Origin of the sequence: Helicobacter winghamensis ATCC BAA-430 (assembly GCF_028751035.1) — a bacterium.
Classification (GTDB): domain Bacteria; phylum Campylobacterota; class Campylobacteria; order Campylobacterales; family Helicobacteraceae; genus Helicobacter_D; species Helicobacter_D winghamensis.
Window position 1 is genome coordinate 891,851 of record NZ_CP063533.1, and the last position, 16,156, is coordinate 908,006.

A 16,156-nucleotide genomic window follows, 5' to 3' on the forward strand; every position below is an offset into this window, starting at 1 on the left:
CAAATGGCACATTTTAAAGATTATAGCTACTTTAAAACAAGTGATGCTTGTGTGAAATGTGGCAAATGTTTGCCAGATTGCACAATCTTTAGCATTAATGGCGATGAAGCAACTTCACCTAGGGGCTTTATTGACTTGCTTGGTGCCTACCAGCGCAAAGAAATTCCCTTAGATAAAAACGCAAAGAACATCTTTGAAACTTGTTTTTTATGCACTACTTGTGTGAGCGTTTGCCCAAATTCTTTACCCACAGATACACTTATTGAAAATATTCGTTATGAAATTGCCCAAAAATTTGGAATCGCTTGGTTTAAGCGCGCTTTCTTCTATCTTTTAAAACATCGCAAAGTTATGGATTTAGGCTTTAAGCTTGGCGTATTTTTCTCTCCTCTACTTTTTAAAAAAACAAGTGATGGCAACTCTATTACTCCGCGCTTTCAGCTCCCATTTTTGGGCAATAGAATCTTTGGAGCAATAGCAAATAAAAGCTTTTTAAACTCATATAAAGAAGAGTTGCACTTCAATAAGAATTCCGCAAACCCTAAAAAAGTTGCGATTTTTATTGGCTGTCTTGGAAATTACAATTATAAAGGAATTGGTGATTCCTTATTGCTAATCTTAGAAAAGCTTGGAATTAATGCAAAACTTGCAAAAGGACAGAAGTGTTGCGCCGCTCCAGCGTATTTTACAGGAGATTTTGAAAGCGTAGATACACTAATTCGACACAATGTGGAGTATTTTGAGAGCTTCATTGATGAAGTTGATGCAATTTTAATTCCAGAGGCAACTTGTGCGGCAATGGTTTTAGAGGATTGGAAACGCTTTATGCAAAAGGATTCCACAATGCAAGAGAGAATTAAAAAGCTCTTACCAAAAATCTATATGGCAACTCAATATTTAGAATCCAAAACAAATCTTGCAGAATTTTTAGCAAATTTACAAGGCAAAAAATCTAAAGAAGTAAGCATAACTTACCACGACCCTTGCCATGCTAGAAAGGTGCTAGGAGTATATAAAGAGCCACGAAAACTTTTAGCGCAAAACTATACACTTATAGAAATGGAAAACCCTAATGCTTGCTGTGGTTTTGGTGGTGTAACAATACAAACAGAACGCTTTGCACTTGCACAAAAAGTGGGAAGTAAAAAAGCACAAATGATAGCCAAAACAAATGCAAATTTTGTGGCTGCTGAATGTAGTGCTTGCCGTATGCAGCTTAGTAATGCACTTTACCAAGCAGAAGTAAAAATACCTTTCTCTCACCCATTAGAACTAATTGCACAAGCAATTCGCATACATACGACCAATGAAACTTAAGGAATTTTTTAAGCAATATATTTTATCATTACAAACAATAATTTTTATCATTTGTAATAAATTATTGTTTATTGAGTCTGAAAGTGAAATATTATGTTAGGAAAAAATTTATCGCTCAAATCACAATTATTTGTGGGTTTTGGGTTTGTTTTAGCTTTTATTCTTATTATCGCTATTGTAGGCTATAACAAAATCAAATTTGTAGAACAGACCGTATCTGCAATTAGCGATATCAATGCAGTAAAACAACGCTATGCGATTAACTTTAGAGGAAGTGTTCACGACAGAGCGATTGCAATCCGAGATATTGTCTTATTAGATGATATTGAAGAGATTGAAAAAACCTTAAAACTTATCCAAAACCTAGAAGAATTTTACAAAGATTCTGCAATTAAAATGGACGAAATTTTTAGAAATCCCACAATGGTTGATGCCAAAGACAAGGAAGTTTTAGAGCAAATCAAAAAGGTGGAATCCAAAACAATGCCTTTAATCCTAGAGATTTTAACTAAAAAAGCACAAGGCGATTTAGTAGAAGCAAACGCGTTACTAATCAATCAAGCACGCAATGCTTTTACAGAATGGCTAGGCATTATTAATGTTTTTATTGATCACCAAGAAGCCAAAAATCAAGCCCTAACTAACACTGCCAGAGGTGAAATTGAAGCCTATTTAAACATTACACTTTGGCTATCCATTATCGCTGTTATCGCCGCTATTATCATGACACTTTATATTACGCGCCTTATTATCTCATCACTTGGCGGAGAGCCAAAAGAAGCTGTTAAAGCAGTTTTAAGTATTGCCAATGGAAACCTAAACACCCCTATTAAAACCAACTTTAAAGAAAGTATGTTAGCTTCTGTTGCACAAATGCAAGAGAAATTGCGTGCTATTGTAATTGAGGTAATGAAATCCTCAGATGAACTTAATGCACGCGCAAACGAAGTCGCAAAAGTTTCCGAAGAATCCAAAACTTCTTCTTATCATCAAGCACAAAATTCAGAAGAGTCCGTTGGGCATATTAAAGAGATTGTAGAGGCAGTTAATGGCGTATCAAACATCGCCAAGCAAACAGAAGAAAACTCCGGCTATACCACAGAGCTTTCCACAAAAGGTAGAGAAGCTATGCAAATAACTATTGCTGAGATTGAAAAAATTACACAAACCGTTACTCTATCAGCAGAGCATATCCGCATGTTAGAAAAACATTCTCAAGACATTAGCGGAAGCGCGGATTTGATTAAAGAAATCACAGACCAAACAAATCTTTTAGCACTTAATGCTGCTATAGAAGCAGCAAGAGCAGGAGAAGCTGGGCGTGGGTTTGCCGTTGTTTCTGATGAGATTAGAAAACTTGCAGAACGCACAGGTGTTGCCACTTCTGAAATCTCAAGAATGATTGAAGTCATACAAAGCGAAACACAAATTGCTGTAGAAGCCGTCCAAAACGCCGTGCCACAAGTAGAAAAAGGTATGGAGTTAGCAAATGAGGCAAGCAATATTTTAGACCAAATCAACACGCAAGCAACAGACTCTCTTAATAAAGCAAAGGAAGTTGCGCAAGCCGCTGATGAACAAGTTAAAAATATGGAAAATTTAGCATTAGAATTTGATGTTATTACAAAAGATGCTAAAGTTACTGCAGAATCAATGATAAACAACACAACTGCTGCAAAATCTCTAAAAGAACTTGCTAATATCTTAAAACAACATATCAACTTCTTTAAAATCTAAGTATTTTTAGAATCCCTAAGCAAGTAAAAGGGATTCTAAACTTTAAAAATGTATAATTCCGAAATTTTTTCTCAAGGATAATTTTTGTCTAATATTGCTCTAATATTATTAGGTGCTGGGGAAAGTAGCCGTTTTAAGGATTCCAAGCAATATCTAATAGAAAATGATCTCAAGCAAAATTTTGTTACAAAATTGCCCAAAAAGCAATGGATCCGTTTAGGAGAAATTCCACTTTGGCTAAAGGTTGCAAAGGAATTATATGCTGTTTATCCTTTCTGTGATTTTATTTTGAGTGGCACAGAACTTGAGATTCCTTATATGCAAAAATATTTAGATTCTTATGATTTAAATTTCAAGTTGGCTTGTGGTGGGAAAACACGACAGGATTCTTTGAAAAATGCCATCAATCTTTTAGATTCAAGTGTGGAATTTGTCTTTGTTAGTGATATTGCACGCTGTAACATCACGCAATCCCTTTGCCAAAGGATTTTAAAAGAAGTCAAGAATTATGATTGCATTGTGCCGTTTTTAAATTTACACGATACCATTGCCTATAGTGATTCATCGTTACAATATCTTAAAAGAGAGCATTTAAAAATTATTCAAACTCCACAACTTAGCCGTCTCTCTGTATTAAAACAAGCCCTGATAAAAGGAAATTTTACAGATGAGAGTAGCGCGATAAACGCCATTGGTGGAAGTATCGGTTTTGTAGAAGGTGAGCAAGTGGCGAAAAAACTCACGCTTTTACAAGATTTGAAATCCTTAAATCTCCCCTACCCTAGCCATCAAACTTTAGTTGGAATCGGAAATGATATTCACACGCTAGCTAGTGGAAATGGGATTACTTTGGGCGGAATTTTTATAGATTGCCCTTATCAACTCATCGCGCATAGTGATGGAGATGTATGCTTGCATGCGCTTTGTGATGCGATTTTGGGCGCAATTGGTGCTGGCGATATTGGAGAGTGGTTTCCTGATAATGATCCAAAATATAAGGGTGCGGATTCTAAAGAGTTACTTCAAAGGATTGTAGATTTTACCTATAATGTGGGCTACTCTCTTAAACAAGTGGATATTACAATCTTTGCGCAAAAACCCAAAATCTCTCCTTTTAAAAAAATAATGGAATCGCAAATTGCCAAACTTCTTGGAATTCCAAATTTTAAAGTCAATGTCAAGGCTACAACAACGGAAAAGCTTGGATTTGTAGGCAGAGGAGAGGGAATTTTTGCTCAAGCAAACATTGTGCTTGAATATTTTAATTGGAAAAACTTAATAAACTAAAGGGAATGTATGAAAATTTTAATTATTGAAAATGAAATCTATCTAGCTCAAAGCATTACAGCAAAACTTAGTCAATTTGGCTTTATTTGTGAAGTTATTCCAAGCATTGATGAGGCACTAAAGTTTGAGAGTTCAGATATTATTTTACTTTCTGCGAATATCCCAGGGCAAAACTTTTATCCAGTTATTGAAAAATTTAAATCTTCAATCATCATTATGATGATACCTTATGTTAATGACGACACTGTTACAAACCCTTTAAAAGCAGGAGCTAGCGATTATATTGTAAAACCCTTTATGATTGATGAACTCATACGCAAGATTGATCATTATATTGAATTTTATCAACTCCAAAAAGAAATCATTTTTTATCGTGATTATTTCTGTAATTCCCTTTTAATTCCAACATATACAATCAATACCAAAGTTTCTTTTCCGCTCATTATTAAAAGTATTTCACAAAAAGCCATTGATATGTGTGTTGTAAACTACGCTATACATAAAAAATTTGCCATTAATTTTATTTCACTTTACAAGAATACAGCAAACTGTAAGGAAATCTTAAAAAATGCTCCAAAAACGCAATTGACCTATGTTGTAGGCTTTGAAACACTTTCTAGGGAAGAAAAAGAAGAGTGTATTAAAATACTCAAAAACATTCCCGTGATTCTTTCTTGCTTAAGTGGAGATGTGAGTGATTTTAAAAATATTTTTGAAATTAATATTAAAGAAATTACCAGTGGAATCCAAGATGATATCCTAAGTGTTGATGAATACATTAAAGCAATGATTTTAAAATTTGAAGATCGTTATCCTGATACTGAGCTTAGCAAACGACTAGGAATGTCACGCAAAAGCTTATGGGAAAAAAGAAAGAAGTATGGAATCACAAAAAAGAAATAATCAAGAAAAAGCAGCTTTTATCAATGCTTTATTTATAGATAAAGAAGCAGTTTTTGCTCTACTTCTATGCAAAGAAGGATTACTAACTCCAGTCTCCCATTTAATGAACGAAGAAGAAATGCATGAGGTGGATGCTACTGGGCTTTATAATGGACAAAGTTTTCCCTTTTCTTTCATCTTAGCACCCTCTGGAAAACGCAATGCACTTACAATAAAAAATGCAAAGAAAGGGGAAATAATTACTCTTGTTTGTGAAGGTAATATTTGTGGAGAGCTTATTGTAGATTCTGCTTTTAAGATTAATAAGCAACAACGACTTTTTAAAATAATGAGTGGTGATATTTACTCACAAAAAGCACAAGATATCTTTCATCGCTTGGGAGATTATGCAATTTGTGGTGAATATTGCCTATTCTTAGAAAATGCACAATTTGATTTTATGCGCCACATTGGCAAGCAAACAATTTTACAAACAAAAAATAATATTCAAGCAGAGAGCATTACAGCAATGGTGCTAGATGCTTCCCCTGTAACACGCATTCACGAGCGTATTTTTCGCTTCGTTTTAGATGAAAGCGATTTACTTGTTTTAATGCTTTTGCGACATCAAAATGAAGGATTGCTAGATTTTAATATTCGTAAGACTTGCTTGCAAAGCGTAATTGATAACTATTTACCCACAAATCGTATTTTAATTTTCCCATTGGATGATATTTATCTTTTCGCTGGAGCGCACGGCATTATTCTTGATGCAATTTTAGCTCAAAACCTAGGTTGTGATAGGATTGTCATTGGGGAGAATTATCCCAATCTAACTATTTATTATGATAATCAGAAAATCTACTCTATTTTTGATACCACCAAAGATATTAAGATTAATGTAAAACTCTTGCACGAGTTTGTGTATTGTAGTCAATGTAACACTATTGTCAGTCTTAAAACCTGCCCTCACGGCAATCATCACCATATCCATTATCACTCTGGCTTTTTACAAGGAATTTTACAAGCTGGACTTATCCCACCAACAATTCTTATGCGCAAGGAAGTTTCCGCAAAAATCTTAAGCTATCTATTCCCTAAACGCTTCAGCCCATTATTGAAGCAATTTGGAATGATGTTTGCAAACAATGGAATGATTGAAAAGCAAGATGATGACAATTTTTATTTAAAACTCATTGATCTTTATCAGACACACTCTTTAAAATAGGAATCCAAAATGCAATCTAATGATTTTTTTAAAACTTTTAATAGCCCTAAAGATTTTTTGCAAAAAATGTTTTTAACATTATTTTTTAGTGGATTATTTCCAGTAGCTCCTGGAAGTATTGGAACGCTTGTAGCATTGCCTTTGGGATTTTTAATTAGCTACCACATTGCTCCTAGCACATTACTACTTAGTGCGCTTTTGGTTGCTGCCATCGCAATTAAAATTATTAACCATTATGAAAAACAAGGTTTACCGCACGATTCCAAACAAATCGTTATTGATGAGCTAGCAGGTGTTTGGATCAGTATTGCGATGATAGGACACAGCGTTTTTGAATTATTTTTATCCTATGTCTTATTTAGAGTTTTTGATATTTGGAAGCCTTCTATTGTTGGTAGGGTTGATAGAAATGTTAAAGGTGGCTTAGGAGTAATGGGAGATGATCTGCTTGCTGGATTTTTTGCTGGACTCTTAGGAATTATGATAATTGAGGCAATGCAAAAGATGGAATCCTTAGCCCCAATTTTAAATTTTAGCTTTTAATAGCTATTTAATCATAAATTTGCGCAATGCTTCTTCCACTTCTACGGGATTAGACTTAGAAATAAACTCATCTGCATTGAGTGAACGCGCCATATCTTCATTGCTACTTCCACTCATAGAAGAATTTACAACTACCGGGATTTTAGCAGTTAGCGGAGTTGCTTTGATTTGCTTTATCACTTCAAATCCACTGGCTTCTGGCATTTCTAAATCTGTGATAATAATCCCTATCTTTGAAACATCCGTATCATCTGCAAAAACATAATCTAGCAACCTTTGCCCATTCACAAAGGTTTTATAATTAACTCCAAGTTTATTTAAAATATTTTGCATTGTCTTAATAACGCTTGGGGAATCATCTGCCAAAAGCACTTCGTGATCTGTCACGATTTCCCTAATCTTATTCATTTCTGCATTTTTCTCATCTTCAATCCAAGGAAAGACATCAACAAGCATCTTTTCAATATCTACAACTTGCACTAAACGCCCATCAAAATAACGCGTTCTGCTCACAAGTTTGCTATTTAATCCAGAGTTTCCAATTCCAGCGCTCTGTTCAATTTCTGTCCATTTTTTATTTAAAATTCTATCTGCTTCATAAATTCTAACCCCAACTGTCCATTTAGAAAACTCACAAATCATAATTACTTCATCTTCACCTGACTCTCTTTTAACTCCATAACTCTCCAAGTCTCTACTTCTATCTTTTGCGTCATAATAAAACCATTTACGCAAATCAATTAGAGGAATTGTAAGTTCCCTAATGGTAATAAGCCCTTCAATTAAAGAGCTAGCTTCGTGTGAAACAACAGTAATTTCTCCTCGATATTTCACAACTTCACGGATTTTAAAAACATTAACCGCATATAAATCCTTATCTTTTTCAAGCCTAAAACACAACAATTGTAATTCATTATTTCTGTGGAGATTGGTTATTTGATCAACATTAGATAAATTAGACATTCTAAAACCTTAAATCTAAAAAATTTCCGCTGATTATAACATAAAAAATCACATAACTTTTTAAAAGCTTTTGTAATATTCCCTAAATGGTGCACATTTTTCAAACAATTCCGCTTGTGTTCCACTTGCTAAAATCTTACCATTTGAGAAAAAATAAATCTTATTTGCAAGTGAAACAGTAGAAAACCTATGCGCAATAATAATAACAATTCTATCTTTTAGCAATGCACTTAAGGCTTCTCTAAACTCTTCTTCTGTTTTGTTATCTAGCGCACTTGTGGCTTCATCTAAAATTAAAATTTCAGGGTTTTTATAAAGGGCGCGTGCAATAGCAATTCTTTGCCTTTGCCCGCCGCTTAAATTTGCTCCAAACTCATCAAGTTCTGTATAAATTCCATTGGGAAGTGTTTGCACATAATCAAAAATTCTAGCTTGCTTTAACGCAAGTTCAATACGCGTTTCATCAATCTCACTCCCATAGGCAATATTGCGTGCGATAGAATCATTAAAAATAAAAATCCTTTGTGTAACAATGGCAACTTTAGAACGCAAGGAATTTTGCGTAAAATGCTTAATATTCTCCCCATTTATCAAAACTTCCCCACTCTTTGTGTCATAAAGGCGCAAAAGCAAATTGACAAGCGAGCTTTTACCGCCCCCACTACTTCCAACAAGTGCTATACTCTCCCCTAATTTCACTTCTAAATTGATTCCACTTAATGCCCGTTTTTCTCCATAATACAAATCCACATTTTTAAAGCTCACAGATTGAATTTGCTCTTTTAGTTCTTCTGTGCCATCTTGGATTTTAGGATTCCTATCTAGAATTTCAAAGATTCTATCCCCTGCTGCAAAGGCAATTTGAATCTTGCTATACAGATTACTAATGCGCTTAAAAGGGGTGTAAAGCATAAAGAGTGCTGTAGTAAAAGAGAAAAACTCCCCTGTAGTTAATTCTGCGTTAATTACCTTGTACCCCCCTACAAAAATCACCACAGCAATGGCAATTGCGCCCAGTGTTTCCATTAAAGGTGAAGTCAACTCTGAAATCCGCACAGACTTCATTGAGAGCTTAAAAAGCTCTTGATTATGGTTTGCAAACTGCTTGTGTTCTATGTTTTCACCAGAGCTTGCTTTGATTAACTCCATATTATTAAAAATTTCAATAAGTTTAGAAGATAAATCAGCGTTTTTTTCTTGCAATCTTTTAGAAGTTTTACGCATTTTTCTAGCAATTAATGTGATAGGGTAAAGCGCAAGTGGCATTACAACAAGCCCATAAAATGCAAGCTCTGCGCTTTGATAAATCACAACAAACACAAGCCCAAAGATTGTCAAGCTCTCCCTAATCCCTTCTATGAAGTAATTTGATACAGCTCCCTGCACTGCTGCAATATCGCTTGTTATGCGCGAGATTAACTCACCATTGCGATAACGATTAAAAAATCCCATTTCAAAAGTTAGCATTTTTTGTAACAACACATTTTTCAAACGCTTAACAATATCTTGCCCTATAAAGTTCATATAATACGATTGGATATAAACTCCAAATCCCTTAGAAAAATACGCCAATACCACTAAAAAAGGCAAGATGTGAAGCATATTAGCATCTTTGGCTAAAAAAATATCATCCAACACAGGCTTAACCAGATACGCACTTCCAGCTGTTGCAACAGAAACTAAAATTGTCCCTAAAACTGCATAGAAAAAATACAGCTTATAATCTTTCATATAAGGTAACAATCGCTTAAAAAACCGCTTCAATTTTTACCCCTCAAACTTATTGTCCCCTTATGGAATCAAAAAATAATTGTATCACTATTTGTTCTAGGCGCGCTTTTAAGCGGTGAATCATCGGTATAATAAAACCTTTCTCCATCTACACTTTGTGAGCGAACGCCTTGTGGAATCCTAAATTTACGCTCTAGCCCCGGGTCAATCTCTAAGATTTTGTTAAAAAAATAAGAAAATGCTGGAGCTGGCGCAACACCACCTGTTTCACTATAACCCATAGGCGTATTATCGTCCTTCCCATACCAAATTATTGCTTCAATACTTGGAGAAAACCCGCAAAACCACGCATCAACATTATCATTTGTTGTGCCTGTTTTCCCTGCGAGTTCGATTCCATCTACCCTAGCGCGCCTTCCTGTGCCTACATTTACAGCATTGCGCAGAATATCTACAATCAAAAAACTTTGCATATCTTTAGAAAGTTCGTATTCATTTGGAGTAAAATATGCCACATCTCCCTTTATATCTACAACATAATCAATCAGCATAGGATCAATCACTTTGCCATAGTTGGAAAATATCATAAAATTTCTAGCCATTTCAAGCGGAGATGCTCCAAAACTTCCTAAAGAAATAGACAAATCCTTTGGTACATTGCTAAAACCATATCTTAAAATATCATTATAAATCCTATCAAATCCCACTTCTTCTACAAGATTAATAGTAGCAAGATTTAAAGACTTTGTTAGTGCTGTTTTTAACGACACAAATCCGCTCAAAGAGCTTCCATAGTTTTTAGGTTGCCATTTTTTTCTCTCTCCGCCAACTCTGTATTCATAGGTTCTAGCAATATCTGGGATTTGATAATTTTGCGCCACGCCAGAGTTTATAGCGCTCAAATACAAAAAGGGTTTTACACTGCTTCCTATTTGCCTTTTACTTTGTGTAGCGCGCGAAAAATTACTCTTAGCATAATCCACGCCGCCCACAAGTGCTAAAATCTTACCTGTTTTGTTTTCTAAAACAACAAATGCACCATTTAACTTTTCTTTTAAAGTCTCATCATTTTTATGGCGCGATAAAATTTGTTCATAACCAAAATACAATGCTTCTTGTGCCAATTCTTGATAATCTAAATCTATATTTAAATAAATCTTATAACCAGCTGTTTTTAAATCCTCAAGTCCAGCAAGTTGCCTTTGCACTTCATCAACAACATAAGGTGCGATATTTTTTGTTAGCGTATCATTATATACCTTTGGTCGCTCGCTACTTTGGGCATCAAACTCTTCTTTAGTAATCCAACCTAATTCATACATTCTTTGTAAGACATTATTTGCTCTACCTAGTGCAAACTCATAATTTTTTGTAGGATCATAAAAACTGGGTGCGCGCGGAAGCGAAACAAGTATTGCCATTTCCTTTAAAGAAAGTGCCTGCATTTCCTTTCTAAAATATCCAAGTGAAGCTGTTCTTACCCCATAAAATCCGTGTCCAAAATAAGTATGATTTAAATATCTCTCTAAAATCTCTTCTTTACTAAGAATTGTTTCAAGGCGCATTGCCAGCAAAACTTCTTTAATTTTGCGCTCTAGTGTTTTATCGCGCGTTAGGGCTACATTTTTAATAAGCTGTTGTGTAATGGTGCTACCACCTTCAGCATAACGCGCATTTTGAATATTTTTAAGCATTGCACGCATAATCGCATCTATATTAATCCCCGGATGTTCAAAAAACAAAGTGTCTTCAATGGCTAACAATGCCTCAATAAGGCGTGGTGGAATCTCTTCAAAAGTTGCATAAAAGCGAAATTCTTTGTCAAACAAATTTGCTACCAAGCGATTTTGGCGATCAAAAATCTGTGTAGCAATGGGTGGTTTATAATGCACAATTTTATCTGTATCATTACGAATCTCTATATATATTTGCACTACAAAAATAACAATTCCAATAGTGGCGATAATCCCAAGACCACCAAGTATTCTTAAAAAAGTTCTCAATCAATCCCTTTTAATAAATTCTTGCGATTCTAACACAAAAACCCTAAATATTAAGCCATTTTTGCCTTTTTGCTAATAGATAACACAATGCCTATCATAATGCTTGTTGCCAAAATTGAGCTTCCTCCATAGCTTAAAAATGGCACAGCAATCCCTTTAATAGGAATTAACCCAGAAATTCCAAAGGCATTAATTAAAAAAGAAAATCCCAAAATCACCGCAACGCCAGAACAAAAGAGATAATACACATTATTTGCGCAACGATTTGCTATTTTTAAAATTCTAAACACAAGCGCAATAAAAAGTGCACTAATGCAAAGTAAGCCTAAAAATCCAACCTCCTCTGTGATTCCTGCTAAAATCACATCTGTATGCACCTCACTTAAAAAGCCAAGCTTAATTAAGCCATTCCCTAAACCTTCACCTAGGATTCCACCATTGACAATCGCATTTAGGGAGTGTTGAATTTGATAAGGTTCAGGGAGATTTTCTACACGCAAGGAATTTGCAATGGATTGCGGAAAAAAGGACAAAATCAAATCCTGCGCTCCCGCCCACCAAGTTTTAATCCTAGCAATTCTATGCGTGCTTGTAACAATCACAGCAATAAACAAAACAAAAGCTCCGCTTAAAAGATATAAAAATAACTTAAAAGACGAACCTGCAAAAATCATCATAATCGCTAAAGTTGTGCCTAAAAGCACGATTTGTCCCAAGTCATTTTGCAAAATTGCAATCAAATACACCGCAATTAAAAACACTGCCACATAAGGCAAAAAGGTAATAAACTCTTCTTTCAAGCTTTTTTGCTCTAAAAGTGAAAATTTACGCGAAAAACTCCACGCAAGAAAGGCTACAAATCCTATTTTAAAGAACTCCACAGGCGCAAGAGAGAAAAAGGGCAATCTAATCCAGCGTTTTGCCCCACCAGCACTTGTCGCTAAGGATTCTGGCAAAAAGTGCATAATAAACATTACAAAGATCCCACCAAAAAACAAAACAAATCCAAAGCGCAACACAAAATTATCTGGATTACAACGCGAAATCCCCCACATCAAAAGCACACCAAAAATCCCTGCAATACTTTGGCGCAAAGCAAAATGAAATTCCCCATACTCATAATACAAAATTGCAAAAGATGAAAGCGAATAAGAAAATAAAATGCTAATTGTAATTAAACTTACGCTAATGAAAAATAAGGGACGATCTACCACCGCTTCCTTTCACACAAAATAATACACAAGCAAGAATCCACCAAAAGTTAGAATCCAAAACAAAATAAACGCCAGTACAAATGCTCTTCCACCACATTCTAAAAACTTTTTAAAATCCACTTGAAGCCCTAAAGCACTCATTGCCATAACTAGGAAAAAGCTAGATAAAAACCTAAATGTGCTAACAATACTTTCAGGTAAATTGATAAAAGAATGCAACAACACAACACCCAAAAACCAAAATGCAAACCAAGGAATATGAAGCTTTCTTTTCTCCCCTTCTTTGCTTTGTGTAAAAAGATAAGGCACGATTAATAGCACCGCAACAAGCAAAATTACGCGAATCATTTTAACAATTAGTGCAATCTCTTGTGTTTGTGGTGAAATGCTTCCACCAGCACCCACAACATTTGCAAGCTCGTGAAGTGTTAGTCCAAGAAAATAACCCATTTGCTCCTGTGAAAAAGGCGGAATCCCAAACGCATAAACTAAGGGATACAAAAACATTCCCAAAAGCCCAAAAAGAACCACTGTTCCTACGGCAATCACGCCCTTATAAGGCTTGGATTTAATAGATGATTCTAGAGCCAAAACTGCTGCTGCTCCACAAATAGCACTCCCACCGCTTACTAAAATCGCAATCTCTCTATCAAGCTTTAAAAATTTCACACCAACAACATATCCAAGCATCAAAATTACCACTACAACAACAATGCTTAAAAGGATTCCATTTAAGCCCACAGAAGCGATACTCTCAAGAGTAACATTAAAACCAAAAAGAATAATTCCAAATCTTAAAAGTTTTTTCGCGCTAAAAACAACCGCCTTTTCACAACTGCTTTGCGCCACCCTAAACAAAGGTGTAGCTAAAATACCAAGAAGCACGCTTAAAATCAAAGGCGATAAATGCAAGCGTTGCACCACAGGCAATACACTCACATAATAACTTGCAAGAGAAACCAGCAAAACAAGCACGAAGCCGTTAGTATAATCCTTATAAAATTGTTTTTGAAGCAAAGCATTTTTTATGTTTTGTGCATTTTCTCGCATAATATAGCCTAAAAGATGGAATCTAAAAGCGCGAAGTATAGCAAAGTTTTTATAAAATTTTTCTAGGTTTTTAAAATCTGTGCAATAATTTCAGGTTTGTTTGCACTCATAAAGTGAAACTTTTGTTGCAAGGCACTTAAAGCCTTAAATAACTCTTTGCTTTTTTGCAATCCAACTTCTGCTTCCTTGCCATTTTTTTTAGCAATCTCCAGTGCTTTTAACCACTCTTGCGATACAAATACACCGGGTAATTTATAATGCAAAAATAACGCGGTTTTATAAGAAGCAATAGGAAAAAATCCAAACACAAGTGCGCAATTTGTTCTAAACTCTAAATTAATAGCATCACACCACTTTAAAAGCTCTTTAGCAATGCTTTCATCATAAATAGGCTGTGTGAAAATCGCTAAAGCTCCATTGCGGATTTTTTCGCGCATTTTTTTATAAAGACTTTCTTTATTTTTTGCATAAGAATTTAGCACACAAAAGGGATAAATTCTTTTAGGAATCCCTTGTAAATTCTCTCCATTAATATCTTTATTAAGATTTAATGCATCGATAATCTTTAATAAAAGTGCGCTATTTCCTTCAAATACACCTTTTGCTTGGGGTTGATTACCTAGCCTTAAAGGATCCCCCGTTAAGGCTAACACAAGACGCAAATCAAGGCTATTCATACCGATTAACTCACTTTGAAGCGCAAGTGTGTTTTTATCGCGCATAGAAATTGTAGCGATACTTGGAATCTTAAAAGTGTTTTGTAGCTTCAAACTTGCCAAAATAGGGCTATGTTTTAATTTTCCCAAAGGAGAATCTGTGCAAATAAATGCGTCTAATTCTTGTAAAAAGGATTGATTTTTAAGCCCACAAAATAACTTCTCTAAACAAAAACTAGCAGGGGCTGAAAACTCATAAGTGTAGCACTTCTTACCTTTTTGGAGTTTATCAATAAAGGATTCTATCTTATTACTCTCAAAACCTGGCATAAAATGGACTCTCTAAAATAATGGATTAAAAACAAGGATTGTAACAAAAAATTCTAAATACAAGTTGAATTTTAACTTTTAAAATCTCCGCAACAATTCCAAGAAACACTTTTGCAGGGCTTCCACTTCGCTAATTTTTACTCTTTCATTAAGTGAGTGGATTCTATCATTGCACACACCACACTCTACAACACTTACTCCAAATTCCGCAAGATAGCGCGCATCACTTGTGCCTCCACTTGTGCTTAAAAGTGGCGTAAAACCATTTTGAAATTCCAACGCTTCTACCATTTTTTGAACAATTTTATTCTTTGTATCTGTCAAAAAGGACTTAGAACTTTGTTTTAACTCCAAAGAATGTGGAATCGTTTTTAAAAGATTTTCTAAATACGCTTGCAAATTATCTAAACTTGTAGCTGTGGAGTTGCGCACATTAAACATTATCTTTAAATCATTTGGCGTTACATTAACAACTTCCATTCCACCGCGTATATCAGTAATCACAATCTTGCTAGGCTCAAATTCCGCATTTCCTTTATCTAAATCAAATCCTGCAATCTTACTTAATACAGGAGCGATTAACTCTACTGGATTAATACATTTACTAGGATATGCCGCGTGTCCTTGCTTGCCTTGTATGATTAATTTACCATTAATGGAGCCACGCCTACCAACTTTTATCATATCGCCAAATTTTTCCACACAAGTAGGCTCTGCAACAACTGCAAAATCAGGCAATAAATTAAGCTTTTGAAGCTCACTTAATGCGTGCTTTGTGCCAAAAATCGCCTCGCCTTCCTCATCGCTTGTTAAAAGCACAGACAAGATCCCATTAAAACTATTGTTGGAATCCAAAAATTCCCTTAATGCACACACAAACGCCGCTACTCCGCTCTTCATATCTTGCGTCCCACGCCCATAAAGGAATCCATCTTTCTCTAGTGGCGCAAAAGGCTCACTCTCCCAACCCTCTCCAGGTGGCACCACATCAATGTGTCCTGCAAAGCATAAATGTGCGGATTTTGTAATTTTAGATTCCATATTTTCACATTCTCTAAAATCCTTATACAAAAATACATTTTTCACGCCATTTTTGTGAAACTCTAGCGCCTTAAATTCTGGCAAAATCCCACAAATAAACCTATAAATCCCGCATTCTTGCGGTGTTATACTAGGATAAGCAACAAGTTGTTTTAAAACTTCTAGGGTTTGCAT

Annotated in this window: 13 protein-coding genes; 6 read left to right on the plus strand and 7 right to left on the minus strand. The window is 35.1% G+C overall.

Annotation, left to right across the window (positions count from 1 at the left end; all coding sequences use genetic code 11):
- The first annotated feature begins 3 nt into the window (after nucleotides 1-3).
- From IP358_RS04600 to IP358_RS04625, 6 genes are all read left to right on the plus strand, one after another.
- Nucleotides 4-1,317 carry a (Fe-S)-binding protein gene (locus tag IP358_RS04600; protein ID WP_006802412.1) on the plus strand — a complete coding sequence of 438 codons (1,314 nt, stop codon included), beginning with the start codon at nucleotides 4-6 and terminating at the stop codon, nucleotides 1,315-1,317.
- A gap of 93 nt (nucleotides 1,318-1,410) precedes the next feature.
- A complete protein-coding gene (locus tag IP358_RS04605) occupies nucleotides 1,411-3,054 on the plus strand; it encodes a methyl-accepting chemotaxis protein (RefSeq protein WP_006802413.1) in 1,644 nt (547 codons plus the stop codon).
- A gap of 84 nt (nucleotides 3,055-3,138) precedes the next feature.
- Nucleotides 3,139-4,341, plus strand: a complete 1,203-nt coding sequence (locus IP358_RS04610) for a bifunctional 2-C-methyl-D-erythritol 4-phosphate cytidylyltransferase/2-C-methyl-D-erythritol 2,4-cyclodiphosphate synthase (protein WP_006802414.1) — start codon at nucleotides 3,139-3,141, stop codon at nucleotides 4,339-4,341.
- Between the two features lie 9 nt (nucleotides 4,342-4,350).
- Nucleotides 4,351-5,244: a response regulator gene (locus IP358_RS04615; protein WP_006802415.1), complete on the plus strand. Its 894-nt coding sequence runs from the start codon at nucleotides 4,351-4,353 to the stop codon at nucleotides 5,242-5,244.
- Nucleotides 5,222-6,451 (plus strand): sulfate adenylyltransferase, encoded by a 1,230-nt coding sequence (locus tag IP358_RS04620; RefSeq protein WP_006802416.1) that lies wholly within the window; start codon nucleotides 5,222-5,224, stop codon nucleotides 6,449-6,451. Before IP358_RS04615 ends, IP358_RS04620 begins: the two co-directional genes overlap by 23 nt.
- A gap of 9 nt (nucleotides 6,452-6,460) precedes the next feature.
- Entirely contained in the window at nucleotides 6,461-6,994 is a 534-nt protein-coding gene (locus IP358_RS04625) for a phosphatidylglycerophosphatase A family protein (protein WP_050754813.1), read from the plus strand.
- A gap of 3 nt (nucleotides 6,995-6,997) precedes the next feature.
- Here IP358_RS04625 and IP358_RS04630 read toward each other — a convergent pair whose 3' ends face one another.
- The 7 genes from IP358_RS04630 to dapE form a co-directional block, all read right to left on the minus strand.
- Complete coding sequence (locus IP358_RS04630) at nucleotides 6,998-7,957, minus strand: chemotaxis protein (RefSeq protein WP_006802418.1); 960 nt, start codon at nucleotides 7,955-7,957, stop codon at nucleotides 6,998-7,000.
- 60 nt (nucleotides 7,958-8,017) lie between these two features.
- Nucleotides 8,018-9,721: an ABC transporter ATP-binding protein gene (locus IP358_RS04635; RefSeq protein ID WP_006802419.1), complete on the minus strand. Its 1,704-nt coding sequence runs from the start codon at nucleotides 9,719-9,721 to the stop codon at nucleotides 8,018-8,020.
- A 35-nt stretch (nucleotides 9,722-9,756) separates the two neighbouring features.
- Nucleotides 9,757-11,691: a penicillin-binding protein 1A gene (locus IP358_RS04640; protein WP_006802420.1), complete on the minus strand. Its 1,935-nt coding sequence runs from the start codon at nucleotides 11,689-11,691 to the stop codon at nucleotides 9,757-9,759.
- A 50-nt stretch (nucleotides 11,692-11,741) separates the two neighbouring features.
- Nucleotides 11,742-12,905 (minus strand): FtsW/RodA/SpoVE family cell cycle protein, encoded by a 1,164-nt coding sequence (locus tag IP358_RS04645; RefSeq protein WP_006802421.1) that lies wholly within the window; start codon nucleotides 12,903-12,905, stop codon nucleotides 11,742-11,744.
- Between the two features lie 9 nt (nucleotides 12,906-12,914).
- Nucleotides 12,915-13,955, minus strand: a complete 1,041-nt coding sequence (locus IP358_RS04650; RefSeq protein WP_006802422.1) for a YeiH family protein — start codon at nucleotides 13,953-13,955, stop codon at nucleotides 12,915-12,917.
- A 62-nt stretch (nucleotides 13,956-14,017) separates the two neighbouring features.
- On the minus strand, nucleotides 14,018-14,941 hold the full coding sequence (locus tag IP358_RS04655) for a methylenetetrahydrofolate reductase (protein ID WP_006802423.1): 924 nt from the start codon (nucleotides 14,939-14,941) through the stop codon (nucleotides 14,018-14,020).
- Between the two features lie 78 nt (nucleotides 14,942-15,019).
- Nucleotides 15,020-16,156: a succinyl-diaminopimelate desuccinylase gene (dapE, locus tag IP358_RS04660; RefSeq protein ID WP_006802424.1), complete on the minus strand. Its 1,137-nt coding sequence runs from the start codon at nucleotides 16,154-16,156 to the stop codon at nucleotides 15,020-15,022.